The following is a 16,964-nucleotide window of genomic DNA, read 5'->3' as shown; positions in this document are numbered from 1 at the left end:
CGCGATTCAAGCCAGAGAGATACCCTGAGCGTATGGAGACCATTCCGATCAGCGAAGCGAAGGACCGGCTGACCGAGTTGGCCGACCGGGCCGCCCGCGAACACGATCACTTCACGCTCACCCGGAACGGGCGCCCCCACGCCGTCATCGTGTCCGTTGCCGAGTGGGAGTCCTTGCAGGAGACCCTGGAGATCCTCGCCGATCCGGAGATGCGCGCCGACCTGGTCGAGGCCGCGTCCGCCGAGGCGGCAGGCGATGTGACCACCGAAGAGGAGATGACCGCCATCATGGCCTCCCGCCTCGGCAGGGCGAGCGCGTGAGCGACCGGTACACGATTCTCCTCGCCCCGCCCGCGCGCCGGGCGCTCACCGCGGGTCTGCCGGAGAACGTCGCCGCAGCCGCATGGGAGCTGATCACCGGCGCCATCGCCCGGGAACCGTGGCGCGTCGGCAAACCCCTGCAGGAACCCTACGAGGGCCTGCACGTCGCCCGGCGCGGGACGTACCGCGTCGTCTACCGCATCGACGAGGACAAACACACCGTGACGATCCAGACGATCAAGCACCGCCGGGATGCCTACCGCCCTTGAGGCGAAGCCCCTCCAAAGCACCCCCCAAGCAGGCGCGGGACGCTCGCGTAGGCGTCCGTCCGGCTCACTCGGCCCGGTCAGTGGCCGCGGAACGCCTCCTCAAGCCACCACGAGCCGTGGTCCCGCGTCACCTTGGCGTCCACGAGCATGGGGCGGTCGCGGGGGCCCTTCAGCCAGTCGGCCACGGCCGAAAGGTCGCCGGGCTCGCGTACGGTGACCGCGTCGCAGCCGAGGCCGCGGCCGATCGCGGCGAGGTCGGTCGGCGGGAACGTGACCAGGTCGAGCGGATGGCCATCGGGTCCGAAGTGGTGGACCTCGGCGCCGTAGGCCTCGTCGTCGTAGACGACGATCAGCAGGGGCAGGCCGAGCCGTACCGCGGTCTCCAGCTCGGGCAGGGCCATGAGCAGGCCGCCGTCGCCGAGCGCGGCGACCGGGAGGCGGTGCGGCTGCGCGAGGGCCGCGCCGATCGCGGTCGCCAGGCCGAGGCCGACCGACTGGAACGCCTGGGTGAAGCAGAAGGCGCGCTCGTCGGGCACCGACAGGAACATCGAGGGATGCCCCATGAAGTTGCCCGAGTCCACCGCCACCACCCGCTCGGCGGGCAGCAGGTCGTCCAGGCGGATGGTGAGGGTGCGCGGGTCGATGCGGCCGTCGCCGCCCTCGTCCTCGTACGGCACGTCCCGCCAGCGGATCTCCCGGGCGATGCGGTCGGCGACGGCCTTGACGCGGTAGCGGTCGTGCGCCGGGGGGCCGTAACGGTCCAAGGCGGCGGCGACCTGCCGGGCGGTGGCGGCGACGTCGCCGACGACGCCGAGGTCCACCCGGCGGTGCACGCCGAGCGCCGCCGGGTCGTGGTCGATCTGCGCCACCGTGGCCTGCGGGCCGATGAGCGCGCCGTGGCGCATCGTCCACATGTTCAGGGCGCAGCCCCAGCCGACGATGACATCCGCGTCCGCGATCAGCTCGGCCGCGAGCGGGGAGGCGAAGCCGCCGCTCACGTCCAGGTCCCAGGGGTTGCCCCGGAACAGGCCGCGGGCCACGGCCGAGGTGGCGAGCAGCGCGCCGGCGCGCTCGGCGAGCGCCTCAAGCGGCTCGCGGGCCTGCCGGGCGCCCCGGCCGGCGACGAACACCGGGCGGCGGGCGGCGGCGAGCAGCTCCGCCAGCTCGACCACGTCGGCGTGCGACGGCTCGGGGATCGCGCGGGCGGGCGCGGCGGGCAGCTCGAAGGGGCCGTCGAGCTCGTCCGCCTGCACCTGCAGGGGCAGGTTGAGCAGCACGGTCCGGCCCTCGAGAGCCGTGTGGTAGGCGCGGGCCACGTCCGCGAGCGCCGTCCGCGCCGAGCGCACCCGCTCGGGCACGGCGCCGACGGCCACGGCGAGGGCGTCCTGGTCCACCCAGAAGTTCGAGGTGGGCACGGTCACCTCGCCGGACAGCACGATCAGCGGGGTGCGGCTCTTGGCGGCCTCGGCGAGGCCGGTCAGGGCGTTGGTGAGGCCCGGTCCCTGGTGCACGCTCACCACGCCGACGGCGTCGCTCATCCGGGCGTACGCGTCCGCCATGGTCATCGCGCCGCCCTCGTGGCGGGCGGCGACGAAGGGGACGCCGTGCCGTACCAGGGCGTTGGTCACGTGGAAGTTGCCGCTGCCGACGACCCCGAACGCCCGCTTCGCCCCCAGCTCGGCCAGGGCGCGGCCGACCGCCTCGGCGACGTTCACCGCTCCACCAGGGCGAGCACGCGGGTCGGGCTGCCCGAGCCGCCGACGATCGGCAGCGGGCCGGCGATCAGGACCGCGCCGGTGACGGGCAGCCGGTCGAGGTTGCGCAGCTGGGTCAGGCCGTACTTGCCCGCGCCGAGCAGGAACGAGTGGCAGGGGAAGGCCGGGTCGAAGGAGTGGGCGGCGCCGGCGTCGGTGCCGACCGTCTCCACTCCCACCCCGGCGATCGGCGTGCGCTCGGCCAGATAGGCGGCGCACTCGGCGGACATGCCGGGGGTGTGGCCGCCGTTGGTGAACTCCTCCTGGTCGTGGGCGTACTTGTCCCACCCGGTGCGGTACAGCAGCCAGCCGCCCTCCGGCAGCGGCCCGTGCTCGGCCTCCCAGGCGGTGACGTGCTCGATCTCCAGCAGGAAGTCGGGGTCGGCGGCGGACTCGGCGGAGAAGTCGAGCACCACGGCGGGGGCGATCAGCTTCGACGCAGGGACCTGGGAGACGTCGTCGCCGGTCCGGCCGGTGATCCAGTGGATCGGCGCGTCGAAGTGCGTGCCGGTGTGCTCCCCGGTGGAGATGTTGTTCCAGTACCAGGCCGGGCCGCGGTCGTCGTACCTGCTGATCTCCTGGAGGCGGAACGGGACGGTGTTGCCGAATGGCTCGGGCAGCATGAGGATCGGCGTCGTCTCCGCCAGCGGCGCGGTCAGGTCGATCACCTCGATGCCGCCGCTTCCGATGCCCTCCAGCAGTCCCCTCAACACCGACATCGTCGCCTCCCAGGCATATGCGCAGGTCCGGAAGCCCCTGCGGGCCATCCTCCACGAAGAATGCCCCAGATCCTCCTACATGACCCGACGCGTTGACCAGTGGGGTGCTTGCCGTCGCGCAGAAAGGGAGAAAGGTTGGTCATGAGCACAATGGGGAGCGCACCGTGAAGAAGCTGATCAACGACGCCGATTCCGTGGTCGCCGACGCCCTCGCCGGAATGGCGGCCGCGCACCCGTCGCTGCGCGTCGATGTGCCGAACCGGATCGTGCTGCGCGCGTCCGGCCCCCGCCCGGGCAAGGTCGCCCTGATCTCCGGCGGCGGCTCGGGGCACGAGCCGCTGCACGCGGGGTTCGTGGGGTACGGCATGCTCGACGCGGCCTGCCCCGGCGAGATCTTCACCTCGCCCGTCCCCGATCAGATGCTGACCGCGAGCAGGAGCGCGAACGGCGGGGCCGGGGTGCTGTACGTGGTGAAGAACTACACCGGCGACGTCCTCAACTTCGAGATGGCCGCCGAGCTGTGCGACGAGGAGGGCATCGCGGTCGCCAGCGTGCTCGTGGACGACGACGTGGCCGTGCGGGACTCGCTGTACACGGCGGGGCGGCGCGGCACCGGGGCGACCGTGCTCGTCGAGAAGATCGCCGGCGCGCTCGCCGAGACCGGGGCGTCGCTGGCCGAGGTCGCGCTCGCGGGCGAGGAGGTCAACGCGCGCAGCCGCTCCTTCGGGATCGCGCTGACCGCCTGCGTCACCCCGGCGGCGGGGCGGCCGACGTTCGCCCTGGGGCCGTCGCAGGTCGAGATCGGGGTCGGCATCCACGGGGAGCCGGGGTGCGCCAGGACCGCCGCCGCGCCCGCCCGCGAGCTGGTGCGGATCGCGATGGACGCGGTGCACGACGACCTGCCGCTCAGCGGGGACGTCCTGGTCCTGGTGAACGGGCTCGGCGGCACCCCGCTGATCGAGCTGTACGTGGTCTTCGCCGAGGTCGACGCCTACCTGCGCGAGAAGGGGGCGACGGTGACGCGGCGGCTCGTCGGCAACTACATCACCAGTCTGGACATGCAGGGCTTCTCGGTCACGGTGTGCCGGTTGGACGACCGGCTCACCGAGCTGTGGGACGCGCCGGTCGAGACGCCCGCACTACGGTGGGGCCGGTAGAAGGAGGCAGGATGGACGTTCACTTCTTCGGCGCCTGGATGGAGAAGTGCGCCCGGGTCGTACACGAGCAGCGCGAGCACCTCACCCGGCTCGACGCGGCCATCGGCGACGCCGACCACGGCACCAACCTCGACCGCGGCTTCACCGCGATCCGGCAGGCCCTCGCCGAGTCCCCGCCGACCGCGCCCGGCCCGCTGCTCGCCCTCGCCGGCACCACCCTGATCAGGAAGGTCGGCGGGGCGTCCGGCCCCCTGTACGGCAGCGCCCTGCGGCAGATGGGCAAGGCCCTGGGCGAGGCGGAGTCGGTCACCCTCGCCGATCTGTCCGCGGCGATGGACATCGGCCTGCAGGCGGTGCGCTGGCTCGGCAGCGCCGAGCAGGGCGACAAGACGATGGTGGACGCCTTCGCCCCGGCGTGCGCCGCCCTGAGGCAGGCCGTGGCGGAGGGCGTGAAGCTCCCCGAGGCGCTGGCGATGGCCGCGGAGGCCGCCGACCAGGGCGCGAAGGACACCGTGTCGATGCAGGCGCGCAAGGGCCGGGCCAGCTACCTCGGCCCCCGCAGCATCGGCCACCAGGATCCGGGCGCCACCTCGACCGCGATGATCTTCTGTGCGCTGCGGGACGTGAGCAGCGCCTGATGGTGGGGATCGTGCTGGTCTCGCACAGCCTCGCGCTCGCCCTCGAGGTGGCCAACCTGGCCCGCAGGCTCGCCCCCGAGCGTGCCCTCGTCTGCGCGGCCGGCGGCACGCTCGACGGCTCGCTCGGCACCAGCATCGACCGGGTCCGCGCCGCCGTGGAGGCGGCGGACCAGGGCGAGGGCGTCGTCCTGCTCGCCGACCTCGGCAGCTCGGTGATCACCGCCCGGCTCCTGGTGGAGGACCTCGGCGACGAACGCGTCGTGCTCGCCGACGCCCCCCTCGTGGAGGGCGCGGTGGCCGCCGCCGTCATGGCGGGCGCTGGAGCGCCCCTCGCCGACGTGGTCGCCGCCGCCGAGCAGGCCCGCACCACCGGCAAGCTTTGATCCGCCGGCGTACGACTTTTCCGCTATTTGACCCGTTGTGCCGCTATTGGTGACGGAAGTACACGAACAGGCGGCCGTGATTCTTGGCGTCCTTGTCGATGCGGTGGTAAAGCCGCTTGATCTCCTTCTGCTCTAGAAAGCGCAGCACGCGCTTTTTGAGCTGACCGGAGCCCTTGCCGGGGATGATCTCGACCTCGGTGGCCTTCGTGCGGATGGCCTCGTCGATGATGCCGCGCAGGGCCCGGTCGATTTGATCGCCCTTGTTGAAGATGTCGTGCAGATCGAGTTTGAGCTTCACCAAGGCCTCCCCTGGTCGACGAGGCGCAAGTCTACGCCGAGGCGCCGATCAGCCGTGCAGGTAGCCGACGAGATGGGCCTTCTCCGTCTCCAGCTCCTCGATCGCGCTCTTGACCACGTCGCCGATGCTGACGATGCCGGCGAGGCGGCCGTCCTTGAGCACCGGCAGGTGGCGGATCCGGTGGTTGGTCATAGTACGCCGGAGTTCGTCCACGTTGGCGTCGGGGCCGCAGGTGAGCACCTCGGTGGTCATGATCGAGGAGACGGGGGCGTCGAGCGCCTCCGCGCCCCGCTCGTGCAGCTTCCGTACGATGTCGCGTTCGGAGACGATTCCGGCGATCGTGATGCCGTCGTCGGAGACGACCACGGCGCCGATGTTGAGGCCGGCGAGCACCGCCAGCAGCTCGCGCACGGTGGCGGACGGGCGGACCGTCGCCACGCTGGTTCCCTTGCGCTGCAGGATCGTGCCGATGAGCAAGCGCCACCACCTTTCGGACGGCGAAGGGCCGTGTTTTCAGGCAACAGCGCCATGTCCCCCCTAGTCAAGACCGGGGTGCGCGCGAAAAGTCAAAGAACGCAGACCACGAAACGCGCGCCCATCATCGCCCCGCCGACGGTTTGTCGATGGCCCGTCAACGGCCCGGCGGTGTGCGGAGATAGATTCGCATCATGACCGACGACGTCGAACCCCGCTGGTTGACCGGAAACGAACAGCGGGCTTGGCGTGCCCTCCTGGCCGCTCACAAACTGCTGGACCACCGCCTCGATCGTGACCTGCACGAGCTTGGGCTCTCCCTCAACGACTACGAGATCCTCGTCAACCTCTCGGAGAGCCCCGAGCACCGGATGCGGATGAGCGACCTGGCCACCGCGACGATCCAGTCGCGCAGCCGGTTGTCACACCAGATCTCCCGGATGGAGTCGGCGGGCCTGGTGACGCGGGAGAGCTGCCCGTACGACCGGCGCGGCACCTTCGCCGTGCTCACCGGGCACGGCTGGGACGTCATCCGCAAGGCCGCCCCGCAGCACGTGGCGAGCGTGCGCCGGCACTTCGTGGACCTGCTCACCCCCGATCTGATCGAGGCCCTGGAGAAGGCGTACACGCCCGTCGTCGCCCACCTGCAGCGGATCCGCGCCGAGGAGGGGGACAAGTAGCGGCGGACCCCCGGTCGCCGACGGCCCGATCGGGCCCCGTGGCCCAACCGATATGAACGGCTCGGCGCGGCGCGGCCTCCCCCTGACTACGATCCGGGCTGTGCGCATATTAAGGGCCCTTGTCCTGTTGCTGCTTTGCACCGCCGCCGCCTGCTCCGGTTCGGGCGACGCGAGCGGTACGGCCGCGCTGCCCGCCGGTCAGGAGCTCCTGGCCAAGGCCGCGGAGGCGATGAAGTCGGTCAAGACGGTCGGCTTCACGATCACGACCGAGGGCAAGCCCCCGGTGCAGGTCCGCAGCGCCGACGGGGAACTCACCCGGGAGGGCGACGCGAAGGGGAAGATCCAGATCGAGATCCTCGGCGCCCTGCAGGAGCTCGAATTCGTCCTGGTCGGGGACAACGTGCACTTCAAGGGCCCGACCGGCGGCTACCAGAAGATGACGCGCGAGCAGCTCGCGCAGGTGTACGACCCGTCGGCCATCCTCGACCCCGACCGGGGCGTGGCGAAGCTGCTGTCGAGCGCGGCGAACCCGAAGACCGAGGCCGAGGAGAAGGTCGGCTCGGCCGACGCCTACCGGATCGCGCTCAGCCTGTCCCAGGAGGCGCTGGCGCCGCTGGTGCCGGGCATCCAGCAGGGCTCCGACGGCCAGGTGTGGGTCGACAAGGCCGCCGGCCGCCTGCTCAAGGCGAGCCTGCCGCTGGGCCAGGGCGACGCCTCCGGGACCGTCGTCGTCACGTTCGCCGACTACGACGCGCCCGTGACGATCACCGCTCCGACGGGCTGACCCGGTGACGACGGGGCCCGCCACGGCGTCCCCGGCCGCCCGCCGGGTGGCGCTCGGCGTCGGCGGCACGGCCGTGCTGCTCGCGGCGCTCGACGCGTACGTCGTGGTCACGGTGCTGATCGACATCGCCAAGGACGCGGGCGTGCCGATCAACCGGCTGGAGCGGGCGACGCCGATCGTGACCGGCTTCCTGCTGGGGTACGTCGCGGCGATGCCGCTGCTCGGCCAGCTCTCCGACCGGTACGGCAGGCGCCCGCTGATCCACGCCTGCCTCGCCGGGTTCGCGCTCGGCTCGGCGGTGACCGCCCTCGCCGGCACGGTGCCGGCGCTGATGGCCGGGCGCGCGCTCCAGGGCGTCGCGGGCGGGGCGCTGCTGCCGATCACGATGGCGCTCATCGGGGACCTGTGGGACGCGCGCGGCCGCCCGGTCGCGCTCGGCGCGGTCGGCGCGGCGCAGGAGCTGGGCAGCGTCCTCGGGCCGCTGTACGGCGCGGGCGTGGCCGCGCTCGTCGGCTGGCGCGGGATCTTCTGGATCAACATCCCGCTGGCCCTGGCGGCGGCCGTGGCCGTGCACCGCACGGTACCGCCGGGCCGCCCCGGCGGCGGCGCCCCGGCCCCGCGCGTCGACTGGGCGGGCGGGGCGCTGCTGGCGCTGTCGCTGGGGCTGCTCGTGGCGGGGCTGTACAACCCCGATCCGTCGCGGGCGGTGCTGCCGCCGTGGGGCGTGCCCGCGATCATCGCCGGTGCGGTGCTCGCCGTCGCGTTCGTCGCCTGGGAGGCGCGGGCGCGGGTGCGGCTGATGGACCTGGCCGGGGTGGCGCGCGGCCCGTTCTTCGGCACGCTCGCGGTGAGCCTCCTGTCGGGGGCCGCGCTGCTGGTGACGCTGGTGGACGTGCAGCTCGTCGCGCAGACGCTGCTCGGCGAGGACGCCGTGGGCGGCGCGCTGGTGCTGTCGCGGTTCCTGATCGCGCTCGCCGCGGCGGCGTTCGCGGGGGGCCTGCTGGCGCGGCGGTTCGGCGAGCGGGCGGTGTGCCTGGCCGGGCTCGCCGTCGCCGCCGCCGGGTACCTGCTGATCTCCCGGTGGCCGGTCGCGCTCGCCGAGGCCGCGTACCCGCTCGGCCTGCCCCGCGCCGACGTGGACCTGGTCGTCGCCGGGCTGGGGCTCGGGCTGGTGATCGCGCCGGTGTCCTCGGCGGTGCTGCGGGTCACCCCGGACGACCGGCACGGCGTGGCGTCGGCGGCGGTGGTCGTGGCCCGGATGATGGGCATGCTGCTCGGCGTCGCCGCGTTGTCCGCCTGGGGCTTCTACCGTTTCCAGTCGCTCACCGCGCGGCTGGACACGCCGCTGCCGTTCGGGGTCGATCCGCAGGAGTACGCGCGCCGCCTCGCCGCGTACCGCGACGCGGTCAACGCGGCCCTGCACACCGAGTACACCGAGATCTTCCTGATCACCGCGGTGCTGTGCGCCCTCGCCGCGGCGCTCGCCCTCGCCCTGCCCGGGCGCGCGTAGGAGGATCCGAGTCCTGATCTAGGAGCGCAGGAAGGCCAGGACCGCCAGCACGCGGCGGTGGTGGTCGCCGTCGTCGGCGTGCAGGCCGAGCTTGGCGAAGATGCTGCGGATGTGCTTCTCCACCGCGCCGTCGCTGACGACGAGCCGCCGGCCGATCGCCTGGTTGGACTTGCCCTCGGCCATGAGGGCGAGGACCTCCCGCTCGCGCGGGGTCAGAGAGGCCACCGGGTCGTCCCGGCGTCGCCGTACCATGAGCTGGGACACCACCTGGGGGTCGAAGACGGTCCCGCCGGCCGCCACCCGGCGCAGGCCGTCGAGGAACTCCTCCACGTCGACGACCCGGTCCTTGAGCAGGTAGCCGACCGCGCCGCGGGCGTCGGCGAGCAGGTCGTCGGCGTAGGAGACCTCGACGTACTGGGAGAGGATCAGCACCGGGGCGCCGGGCACCTCGCGGCGGGCCTCGACGGCGGCGCGCAGGCCCTCGTCGGTGAACGAGGGCGGCATCCGCACGTCCACCACCGACACGTCCGGCCGGAGGCCGGCCACCGCCCGGACCAGCTCGTCGCCGGTCCCGGCGGTGCCCACCACCTCGCAGCCGAACTCCTCAAGCAGCCTGACCAGGCCCTCCCTGATCAGCGCGGCGTCGTCGGCGACGACTACGCGCACGGCACCTCCGCCACGATCATCGTCGGCCCGCCCGGGGGCGACTGGACGACGAGCTCTCCGTCGACGGCCCGCAGCCGGTCGGCGAGACCGGACAGGCCGTGTCCCTTGGCGACGTGTGCGCCGCCGACCCCATCATCCCCGATCGTGAGCAGCAGCACATCCCCGGTACGGCTGAGCGTCACCGTGCACAGCCGCGCCCGGCTGTGCTTGGCCACGTTCGTCAGCGCCTCCGCCGTCACGAAGTAGATCGCGTTCTCCAGCGCCGCCGGATACCGCTCGGCGGTCTGCACGTCCAGCTCGACCGGCACCGTGCAGCGCCCGGCAAGCGCGGCGAGCGCGGGCGCCAGGCCGCGGTCGGACAGGATCGGCGGCGCGATCCCCCGCGACAGCGCGCGCAGCTCGTCGAGGGTCTCCCGGGTGGCGGCGATGGCCTGCTTGAGCGTGGCCGAGGCCGCGTCGGGATCCTTGCTCACCTGGCGCTGCGCCCGCGACAGCTCCATCGCGAGGTGGACCAGCCGCTGCTGCGGCCCGTCGTGGATGTCGCGTTCGAGGCGGCGCAGCGCGTTCGCCTCGGCCGACACGGCGGCGGCGCGGCCCTCGGTGAGGTCGGCGATGCGCTCCTGCAGTTCGGCGACGCCGGTCAGCAGCGCGCGGCCCAGCAGCGCCTGGGCCATGGCCGACCCGCGCACCATCGGGTACAGCAGCAGGCCGAACACCGCGCCGCCGGACATGTAGAACGCGGCGTGGACCAGGAAGTTGTCGCCGAGGCCGAGCAGCTCGGGCAGTTCCACGTTGCCCGGGACGCTCGAGGCGATCCAGCCGTAGAGCGGGTAGGTGAGCCCGCCGAGCGTCACGGCCCACCAGCTCACGCAGAGCACGAACGTGACGATCGACACCGGGAGGATCACGATGCCGTGCAGCAGGTCCAGCCACGCCTGGCCCACGGTCAGCGGGTGGAGCAGGCGGCGTATCGGGCCCGCGCCCTCGGGCGGGCCCGGGTAGCGGGGGCGGGCCACGTCCCGGCCGAGCACGCCGGGCAGCCAGAGGCGCTGGACGTCGGCGAAGACGCGGGCGAGCAGCAGGCAGCCGACGAGCAGCGGCAGCCCCACCCAGATGACGATGGTGCCGACGCCGGCGGCGAACAGCGGCACCAGGAGACAGAAGCCGATGACCGCGACGGGGAAACCGAGCAGCAGGTAGGCGGAGTCGCCGCGCAGGCGGCGCAGCGCGGGGAGAACCTGGGTTCGCATGCCCCAAAACTACGAGCGCGGCCCGCCGTGATCGACCCGGCGAGCCGCCTTCCTCGGGGTAGGGCAGGCCCTACCATCGCCCCCGCGCGCCGCCGTCCCGGTCGCGGCTCAGCGGCGCTTGGCCGGGGCCGCGCCGCGCCTCTCCCGGATGCGCATGCTGACCATGATCGGGGAACCGGCGAAGCCGAACTCCTCGCGGATCCGCCGCTCGACGTACCGGCGGTAGGTCTCCTCCAGGAAGCCCGAGGTGAACAGCACGAACCGGGGCGGCTCGACGTCCGCCTGCGTGGCGAAAAGGATCTTCGGCTGCTTGCCGCCGCGTACCGGCGGGGGCGTCGCGGCCACCAGCTCGGCCATGAACGCGTTGAGCCTCGCCGTCGGCACCCGGGTGGACCAGGAGTCGAGCGCCCGCTCGATCGCCGGGACGAGCTTGTCCACGTTCCGCCCGGTTTTGGCGGAGATGTTCACCCGGAGCGCCCAGGGCGTGCGGACCATCTGGCGGTCGATCTCCCGCTCCAGCATGTGCCTGCGGTCCTCGTCCAGCAGGTCCCACTTGTTGAACGCGACCACCATGGCCCGGCCGGAGTCGATGACCATGCTCATGATGCGCAGGTCCTGCTCGGTGAGCGGCTGGGAGGCGTCGATCAGCACGACGGCCACCTCGGAGCGTTCGAGCGCGGCCTTGGTCCGCATGCCCGCGTAGAAGTCGGCGCCCTTCAGCTCGCGCTCGCGCCGCCGGATGCCGGCGGTGTCCACGAACCGCCACGTCCTGCCGCCCAGCTCGACGAGCTCGTCCACCGGGTCGCGGGTGGTGCCCGCCATCGGGTCGACCAGCACCCGCTCCTCCCCGACGAGCTTGTTGAGCAGGGAGGACTTGCCGACGTTGGGCTTGCCGACGAGCGCCACCCGGCGCGGCCCGCGCTCGACGCCGAACCGCTCGGGCGGGGCCTCGGGCAGCGCGTCGAGCACGACGTCGAGCAGGTCGCCGCTGGCGCGGCCGTGCAGCGCCGACACCGGGTGGGGCTCGCCCAGGCCGAGCGACCACAGCGCGGCGACCTCCAGCTCCAGCCGCTGGTTGTCGACCTTGTTCGCGGCGAGGATGACCGGCTTGCCGGAGCGGCGCAGCACGGTCCCGACGGCCTCGTCGGCGTCGGTGACGCCGACGGTGGCATCCACCACGAACACGACCACGTCGGCGAGCTCGGCCGCGACCTGCGCCTGCTCGGCGATGCGCAGGCCCATGCCGGTGGCGTCGGGGTCCCAGCCGCCGGTGTCCACCAGCGTGAACCGCCGCCCCCGCCAGGAGGCCTCGTAGGTGACCCGGTCGCGGGTCACGCCCGGCACGTCCTCCACGACCGCCTCCCGGCGGCCGATGATGCGGTTGACCAGGGTGGACTTGCCGACGTTCGGCCGCCCCACGATCGCGACCACGGGCAGCGGCCCGGCGTCGGGCCCCAGGCCCTCGCCGGCGCCGTCCTCCCGGCCGCCGGCGTCGAACTCCGCCGCCTCGGCCGCGATCCAGCCGTCGTCGTCATATTCCGCCGTCACGGCGTTCGCTCCTTCGTCAGGCGCAGCACCTCGGAGATGACCTCCTCGAGGCTGAGCGCCGTGGTGTCCAGCTCGACCGCGTCGTCCGCCTTGGCGAGCGGGCTGGCCGCCCGGGTCGAGTCCAAAGTGTCCCGCCGGGCCATCGCGGCCTGCTGCGCCTCGACGGTGGTGCCGGTCAGCTCCGCCGTACGGCGCCGCGCGCGGGCCTCGGCGCTCGCGGTCAGGAAGATCTTCACCGGGGCCTGCGGGGCGACCACGAGGCCGATGTCGCGGCCCTCGATCACGATGCCCGCGCCGTCCCGGCACGACTCGTCCATGATGGCCTGCTGCTGGGCGACCAGGCGGCGGCGCACCTCGGGCACCGCGCTGACGGCCGACACGGCGGCGGTGACCTCCGGCCCGCGGATCGGCCCCGCCACGTCCTCGCCGTCGACGGCGATGGCGGGCGCGTCCGGGTCGGTGCCCGAGGTGATCTCCGGCTCGCCGCTGCGGGCGGCGATCGCCTCCGGGTCGTCGAGGTCGACGCCCTGGCGCAGCATCCACCAGGTCATCGCGCGGTACATCGCCCCCGTGTCGAGATAGCGCAGCCCCAGCTCACGGGCGACCGCGCGCGACACGCTCGACTTGCCCGACCCCGAGGGACCGTCCATGGCGACGACCAGACCGGCCACGGTTGCTCCATTCCATGTGAGTTGTCGCCCATGAGGTTACCGGGATCGGGCCGCCGACCGCGCATCGGCGGCGCGATCATCGGCGCGATCGTCACCGCGAGCATGACTCGGTCAGCGCGTGTCCGGAGCCCAGCTTCCGTGGAAGCCGAGCGGGATCCGGGCCGGCAGGTGCACCACGGCCACCGGCTCGCCGGTGAAGTCCTGGGCGGACAGGATCATCAGGTCGGCCGCGCCCCGGTCGGGGTTGTTGACGTAGGCGAGCACGTAGCCGTCGTCCTCCGCGGCGGCGCCCTCGGCGGGGACGAAGACGGGCTCGCCCGCGTAGGCGTCCCGGCGCAGATTCCTGGTCTGCTTGGATCCGATCCGCAGGTCGTGCTTGATCAGGGCGTTGCCGAACGCGTCGTCGTCCAGGTCGTTCAGGTCGGGGCCGCCCACGGCGAACCGCTCGTTGAGGTCGCCGACGCAGACGGCGTAGCCGTACCGGTAGGGGAGGGAGACGTACCGCTCGTCCACGCGGGGGAACTCCTGGGCGCGGTCGTCCAGGCGGCTCGTGGTCACCTTGCCCGCCGGCACGTCGATCGTCCACCGGTCGAGGGTGGGCAGGCCGCCTTCGAGCCGCCCGCCGCCGAACACGCGCGGGTAGACGACCGCGTCCACGACCACCCGGTCGCCGTCGTCGTAGGCGTTGAGCGTGTGGAACACCCAGCACGGGTCGAGGTCGAACCAGCGCACGTCCGCCGCCCCGCCCTCGCGCGGCAGCAGCCCGACGCGGGCCCGGTGGCGCTCGTTCCACGAGTACGGCAGGCCGACGCCCCGGGCGGCGAGCTCCATGTCGAAGGTGATCGGCAGGTCGTAGACGACCACGTACCTCTCGGTGAGGGCGCAGTCGTGGACCATCGGGGAGCCCTCGACCGGGATGTTCACCGTGCGGGTGACCAGGCCGGCCTTGTCGATCCTGACGTACTGGAGGTGATCCCAGCCCCAGTAGTAGGCGATCGCGTGCAGCTCGCCGGTGCGCGGGTCGAGTTTGCTGTGCGCGACGTACCCGCCGGGCAGCGTGCCGCCGAAGTCGCACGGGCCGATCGTGTCCAGCTCATAGGTCAGCTCGTACGGCCGCGGCCCGGCCTCCACGAGCGCGAGCGTGCGCCCGGCGTGCTCGATCACGTGGGTGTTGGCGGGGAAGTCCATGCCGTCGTGCACGGGGCCGCCCGGCCACGGCTCCCCCAGCCGCTCGGCGACCCGCGCCGAGCGCACCCAGCGGTTGCGGTACCACTCGGCCCGCCCGTCCCGCAGCCGTACGCCGTGGACCATGCCGTCGCCCAGGAACACGTGCAGCTTGGGATCGTCGAGGCTCATCGGGTTGGGCCCGTTGCGCAGGTAGCGTCCGTTCAGCTCGGCGGGGATCCGCCCGGTCACGGGCAGGTCGAACGCGGTGACCTCCTCGGTCACCGGGGTGAAGACGCCTCGGAAGTTCTCGTGCTCGGTCGTGGGGGACATCCGGTTTCCCTTCCTGCCGGTCATGCCTTGATGTCTTCGGGTGTGCGCTCGCGTGGGGCCGCGCAGGTCGTGCACGGTCGTTCCGGCCGCTCAGGGGGCGCCCAGGATGCGGTCGAGCACCATGGTCGCCATCAGGCGGAACGCGTCGGCGGCCCGGTCGGGCTCGATCATCTGGGCGAGCTCCAGGCTCACCGCCCCGTGTATGGCCATCCAGAACACCTCGGCGACGGCGACGGGGTCGCCCTCGGTGATGCGCCCGGCCTTCATGCAGGCCTCTACCCCGCGGACGACGAATCCCAAGGTGGCCTTGGCGGTCCTCACCGCCTCCGGTCCCGGCTTGAATCCCGGGACGGTCCGCTGGAACATGACGCGGTAGTAGTCGGGCTCGGCGAGCGCGTAGTCGCGGTAGGCCCAGGCGAGCGCCCGCAGGTAGGCCACGGGATCGTCGCCGACCGGAACCTCGGCCAGCCGCCGCCCGAAACGGGCGAACCCCTCCAGCCACAGCGCCTCGACGAGCCCGTCCTTGCCGCCGAACATCGTGTAGATGACCTTGGTCGAGCAGCCGACCTCGCCGGCGATCCGCCGCACCGTCAGCGCGGCCACCCCCTCGGCCACCAGCAGCCGCGTGGCGGCGTCGAGGATCGCCGTCCGCACGGCCTCCTGCCCGGCGCGCTGCGCCTTCACGTACGCGCTGAACACCATGTCTGGGTAACACCGTTTTCGTCCGGAAACACTGTTACCCACTTTGTACGCCGACGCCGCACTCGGGTCAAGAGGACGTCCTGAGAAGAACGGGTTCAGGACGGTACGTCCCAGCCGTGGGCGCGCAGCGCCTCGGCGAGGGTGGCGGCGGACTCGGGCTGGACGGACAGCTCGGCCAGACCCAGCGGAAGTCCGGGGGCGTGTTCGAGCCGGACGTCCTCGATGTTGACGCCGGTCTCCTCGGCCACCTGGAAGAGCCGGGCCAGCTCGCCGGGACGGTCGCCGATGACGACCTGGACGACGGTGTACGTGCGGGCGGGGCCGCCGTGCTTGCCCGGGATGCGGCCGCGACCGGCGACGCCGCGCTTCAGCAGATCGACGACGTCCGTCATGGCCTCGTCGCCGCGGTCGGCCGTCCGGCGCAGCGCCGCCGCGGCGGCGGCGAGGTCGTCGGCGACGGCCTGGAGGACCTCGGCGACGGGCAGGGCGTTGCCGGACAGGATGCCCGTCCACAGGTCCGGGTCGCTCGCGGCGATGCGGGTGACGTCGCGCACGCCCTGCCCGGCCAGGCCGAGGGCGACGCCGGGGGCGTCGGCGAGGCGGGCGGCGACGGCGGCGGCCGTCACGTGCGGGGCGTGCGAGATCAGCGCGACGGCCTCGTCATGGTCGTCGGCGCTCACCCGCACGGGCTCGGCGCCGCACAGCTTGATCAGGCCGAGCACGGTCTCCACGGCGTCGGCCGAGGTCTCCTCCGTCGGGCAGTACGCCCACGGGCGGCCGAGGAACAGGTCGGCGCGGGCGGCGGCCGGGCCCGAGCGCTCGCTGCCCGCCAGCGGATGCCCGGCGGCGTAGCCGGCCAGATCGCAGCCCAGCTCGGCCGCGCGCCGCAGCGGCAGCGCCTTGACGCTGGCCACGTCGGTGTAGAAGCGGGCGGTGCCCGCGCGCTGGAGGCGGAGCAGCTCGTCGGCGACGAACGGCGGCGGCACCGCGATCACCGCCAGATCGACGGGCGCGGCGGGCGGGACCGCCGGTGGCCACTCCTGGCCCGCGCCGAATTCACGCGCGAGCCGTACGGCCCCCGGGTCGCGGTCGGCGAGGTAAACGGTGACGTCGTGCTCGCGCAGCGCGAGGGCGACCGAGGTGCCGATGAGTCCGGTGCCGACGACCAGGACGCTGGAGATGCTCACCGGACCGCCGTTCCGCAGATGGTCGCGCAGCGCCGACATGGTGACGCGGCGCTCATTGCGCGATGTCCACTCGGAGGGCGACGGCTCCGCGCAGGTAGACGTGCTGGATCTCCTGGCGGGGCCGGTCGGTCTCCACGTGGGCCATCAGGCGCACGACCCGGGGCAGCGCGCCCGGCACGTCGATCTCCGTCGCGCAGATCAGCGGGACGTCGTGGAAGCCGAGCTTGCGCGCGGCCAGCGCGGGGAACTCGGCGGTCAGGTCGGGGGTTGCCGTGAAGATGACGCTGATCACGTCGTCGGTGGTGAGCCTGTTGCGCTCCATCACCTCGGTCACCAGCTCGGTGACCCCGGCGAGGATGGCCTCGCGTTCGTTGGCCTCGACCTGGATCGCTCCGCGGATCGCGCGCACCATGATGTTCCCTTCATACGTACGCTCGCGGGGGCCGGTCCTGGCGGA

The 16,964-nt window shown here is 73.0% G+C and carries 20 protein-coding genes; 8 read left to right on the top strand and 12 right to left on the bottom strand.

Going from position 1 to position 16,964, the window contains the following annotated elements:
• Positions 1–32: 32 nt before the first annotated feature.
• A complete protein-coding gene (locus tag AB0K60_RS23750) occupies positions 33–320 on the top strand; it encodes a type II toxin-antitoxin system Phd/YefM family antitoxin (RefSeq protein WP_364058847.1) in 288 nt (95 codons plus the stop codon).
• A complete protein-coding gene (locus tag AB0K60_RS23745; protein ID WP_364058844.1) occupies positions 317–589 on the top strand; it encodes a type II toxin-antitoxin system RelE/ParE family toxin in 273 nt (90 codons plus the stop codon). Before AB0K60_RS23750 ends, AB0K60_RS23745 begins: the two co-directional genes overlap by 4 nt.
• Before the next feature lie 77 nt (positions 590–666).
• Here the strand turns inward: AB0K60_RS23745 and AB0K60_RS23740 are convergent, their stop codons facing one another.
• Both AB0K60_RS23740 and AB0K60_RS23735 read right to left on the bottom strand, forming a co-directional pair.
• Positions 667–2,304 (bottom strand): thiamine pyrophosphate-binding protein, encoded by a 1,638-nt coding sequence (locus AB0K60_RS23740; RefSeq protein WP_364058841.1) that lies wholly within the window; start codon positions 2,302–2,304, stop codon positions 667–669.
• Positions 2,301–3,062, bottom strand: coding sequence for a cyclase family protein (locus AB0K60_RS23735; protein ID WP_364058838.1), 762 nt, complete (start codon positions 3,060–3,062; stop codon positions 2,301–2,303). Before AB0K60_RS23735 ends, AB0K60_RS23740 begins: the two co-directional genes overlap by 4 nt.
• A 164-nt stretch (positions 3,063–3,226) precedes the next feature.
• On the opposite strand from AB0K60_RS23735, the gene dhaK reads away from it, so the two are divergent.
• From dhaK to dhaM, 3 genes are read left to right on the top strand one after another with little or no spacing between them, the layout of a single operon-like run.
• Entirely contained in the window at positions 3,227–4,219 is a 993-nt protein-coding gene (dhaK, locus tag AB0K60_RS23730) for a dihydroxyacetone kinase subunit DhaK (protein WP_364058835.1), read from the top strand.
• Positions 4,220–4,230: 11 nt separating this feature from the next.
• On the top strand, positions 4,231–4,857 hold the full coding sequence (gene dhaL, locus AB0K60_RS23725) for a dihydroxyacetone kinase subunit DhaL (protein ID WP_364058832.1): 627 nt from the start codon (positions 4,231–4,233) through the stop codon (positions 4,855–4,857).
• Positions 4,857–5,240 (top strand): dihydroxyacetone kinase phosphoryl donor subunit DhaM, encoded by a 384-nt coding sequence (gene dhaM, locus AB0K60_RS23720; protein ID WP_364058829.1) that lies wholly within the window; start codon positions 4,857–4,859, stop codon positions 5,238–5,240. Before dhaL ends, dhaM begins: the two co-directional genes overlap by 1 nt.
• 43 nt (positions 5,241–5,283) lie before the next feature.
• Here dhaM and AB0K60_RS23715 read toward each other — a convergent pair whose 3' ends face one another.
• Both AB0K60_RS23715 and AB0K60_RS23710 read right to left on the bottom strand, forming a co-directional pair.
• Positions 5,284–5,538 carry a Smr/MutS family protein gene (locus tag AB0K60_RS23715; protein ID WP_364058826.1) on the bottom strand — a complete coding sequence of 85 codons (255 nt, stop codon included), beginning with the start codon at positions 5,536–5,538 and terminating at the stop codon, positions 5,284–5,286.
• Positions 5,539–5,586: 48 nt separating this feature from the next.
• A complete protein-coding gene (locus AB0K60_RS23710) occupies positions 5,587–6,015 on the bottom strand; it encodes a CBS domain-containing protein (RefSeq protein ID WP_364058823.1) in 429 nt (142 codons plus the stop codon).
• Positions 6,016–6,206: 191 nt separating this feature from the next.
• Between AB0K60_RS23710 and AB0K60_RS23705 the strand changes: the two genes are divergently transcribed.
• The 3 genes from AB0K60_RS23705 (at position 6,207) to AB0K60_RS23695 (ending at position 8,986) form a co-directional block, all read left to right on the top strand.
• Entirely contained in the window at positions 6,207–6,692 is a 486-nt protein-coding gene (locus tag AB0K60_RS23705) for a MarR family winged helix-turn-helix transcriptional regulator (protein WP_364058820.1), read from the top strand.
• A 127-nt stretch (positions 6,693–6,819) separates the two neighbouring features.
• Entirely contained in the window at positions 6,820–7,476 is a 657-nt protein-coding gene (locus tag AB0K60_RS23700; RefSeq protein WP_364058816.1) for an LppX_LprAFG lipoprotein, read from the top strand.
• 4 nt (positions 7,477–7,480) lie between these two features.
• Positions 7,481–8,986 (top strand): MFS transporter, encoded by a 1,506-nt coding sequence (locus tag AB0K60_RS23695; protein ID WP_364058813.1) that lies wholly within the window; start codon positions 7,481–7,483, stop codon positions 8,984–8,986.
• An 18-nt stretch (positions 8,987–9,004) separates the two neighbouring features.
• Here AB0K60_RS23695 and AB0K60_RS23690 read toward each other — a convergent pair whose 3' ends face one another.
• From AB0K60_RS23690 to aroH, 8 genes are all read right to left on the bottom strand, one after another.
• Positions 9,005–9,652 carry a response regulator transcription factor gene (locus AB0K60_RS23690; protein ID WP_364058810.1) on the bottom strand — a complete coding sequence of 216 codons (648 nt, stop codon included), beginning with the start codon at positions 9,650–9,652 and terminating at the stop codon, positions 9,005–9,007.
• On the bottom strand, positions 9,643–10,902 hold the full coding sequence (locus AB0K60_RS23685; RefSeq protein WP_364058807.1) for a sensor domain-containing protein: 1,260 nt from the start codon (positions 10,900–10,902) through the stop codon (positions 9,643–9,645). The genes AB0K60_RS23690 and AB0K60_RS23685 overlap by 10 nt, the downstream gene beginning before the upstream one ends.
• A gap of 108 nt (positions 10,903–11,010) precedes the next feature.
• Positions 11,011–12,360: a ribosome biogenesis GTPase Der gene (der, locus tag AB0K60_RS23680; protein ID WP_364059152.1), complete on the bottom strand. Its 1,350-nt coding sequence runs from the start codon at positions 12,358–12,360 to the stop codon at positions 11,011–11,013.
• Between the two features lie 86 nt (positions 12,361–12,446).
• The gene (cmk, locus tag AB0K60_RS23675) at positions 12,447–13,121 is read right to left on the bottom strand and encodes a (d)CMP kinase (protein WP_364058804.1); all 675 of its coding nucleotides are present in this window, start codon (positions 13,119–13,121) and stop codon (positions 12,447–12,449) included.
• A gap of 111 nt (positions 13,122–13,232) precedes the next feature.
• Positions 13,233–14,618: a carotenoid oxygenase family protein gene (locus AB0K60_RS23670; RefSeq protein ID WP_364058801.1), complete on the bottom strand. Its 1,386-nt coding sequence runs from the start codon at positions 14,616–14,618 to the stop codon at positions 13,233–13,235.
• Positions 14,619–14,708: 90 nt separating this feature from the next.
• On the bottom strand, positions 14,709–15,320 hold the full coding sequence (locus tag AB0K60_RS23665) for a TetR/AcrR family transcriptional regulator (RefSeq protein WP_364058798.1): 612 nt from the start codon (positions 15,318–15,320) through the stop codon (positions 14,709–14,711).
• A 95-nt stretch (positions 15,321–15,415) separates the two neighbouring features.
• Entirely contained in the window at positions 15,416–16,546 is a 1,131-nt protein-coding gene (locus tag AB0K60_RS23660) for a prephenate dehydrogenase (RefSeq protein WP_364058795.1), read from the bottom strand.
• A gap of 13 nt (positions 16,547–16,559) precedes the next feature.
• Entirely contained in the window at positions 16,560–16,922 is a 363-nt protein-coding gene (aroH, locus tag AB0K60_RS23655) for a chorismate mutase (protein ID WP_364059149.1), read from the bottom strand.
• Positions 16,923–16,964: the final 42 nt, after the last annotated feature.

This window comes from Thermopolyspora sp. NPDC052614, assembly GCF_040678635.1.
Classification (GTDB): Bacteria; Actinomycetota; Actinomycetes; order Streptosporangiales; family Streptosporangiaceae; genus Thermopolyspora.
The sequence above is the reverse complement of the archived record's forward strand: the minus strand, read 5'-3'. Positions and strand labels throughout refer to the sequence as shown.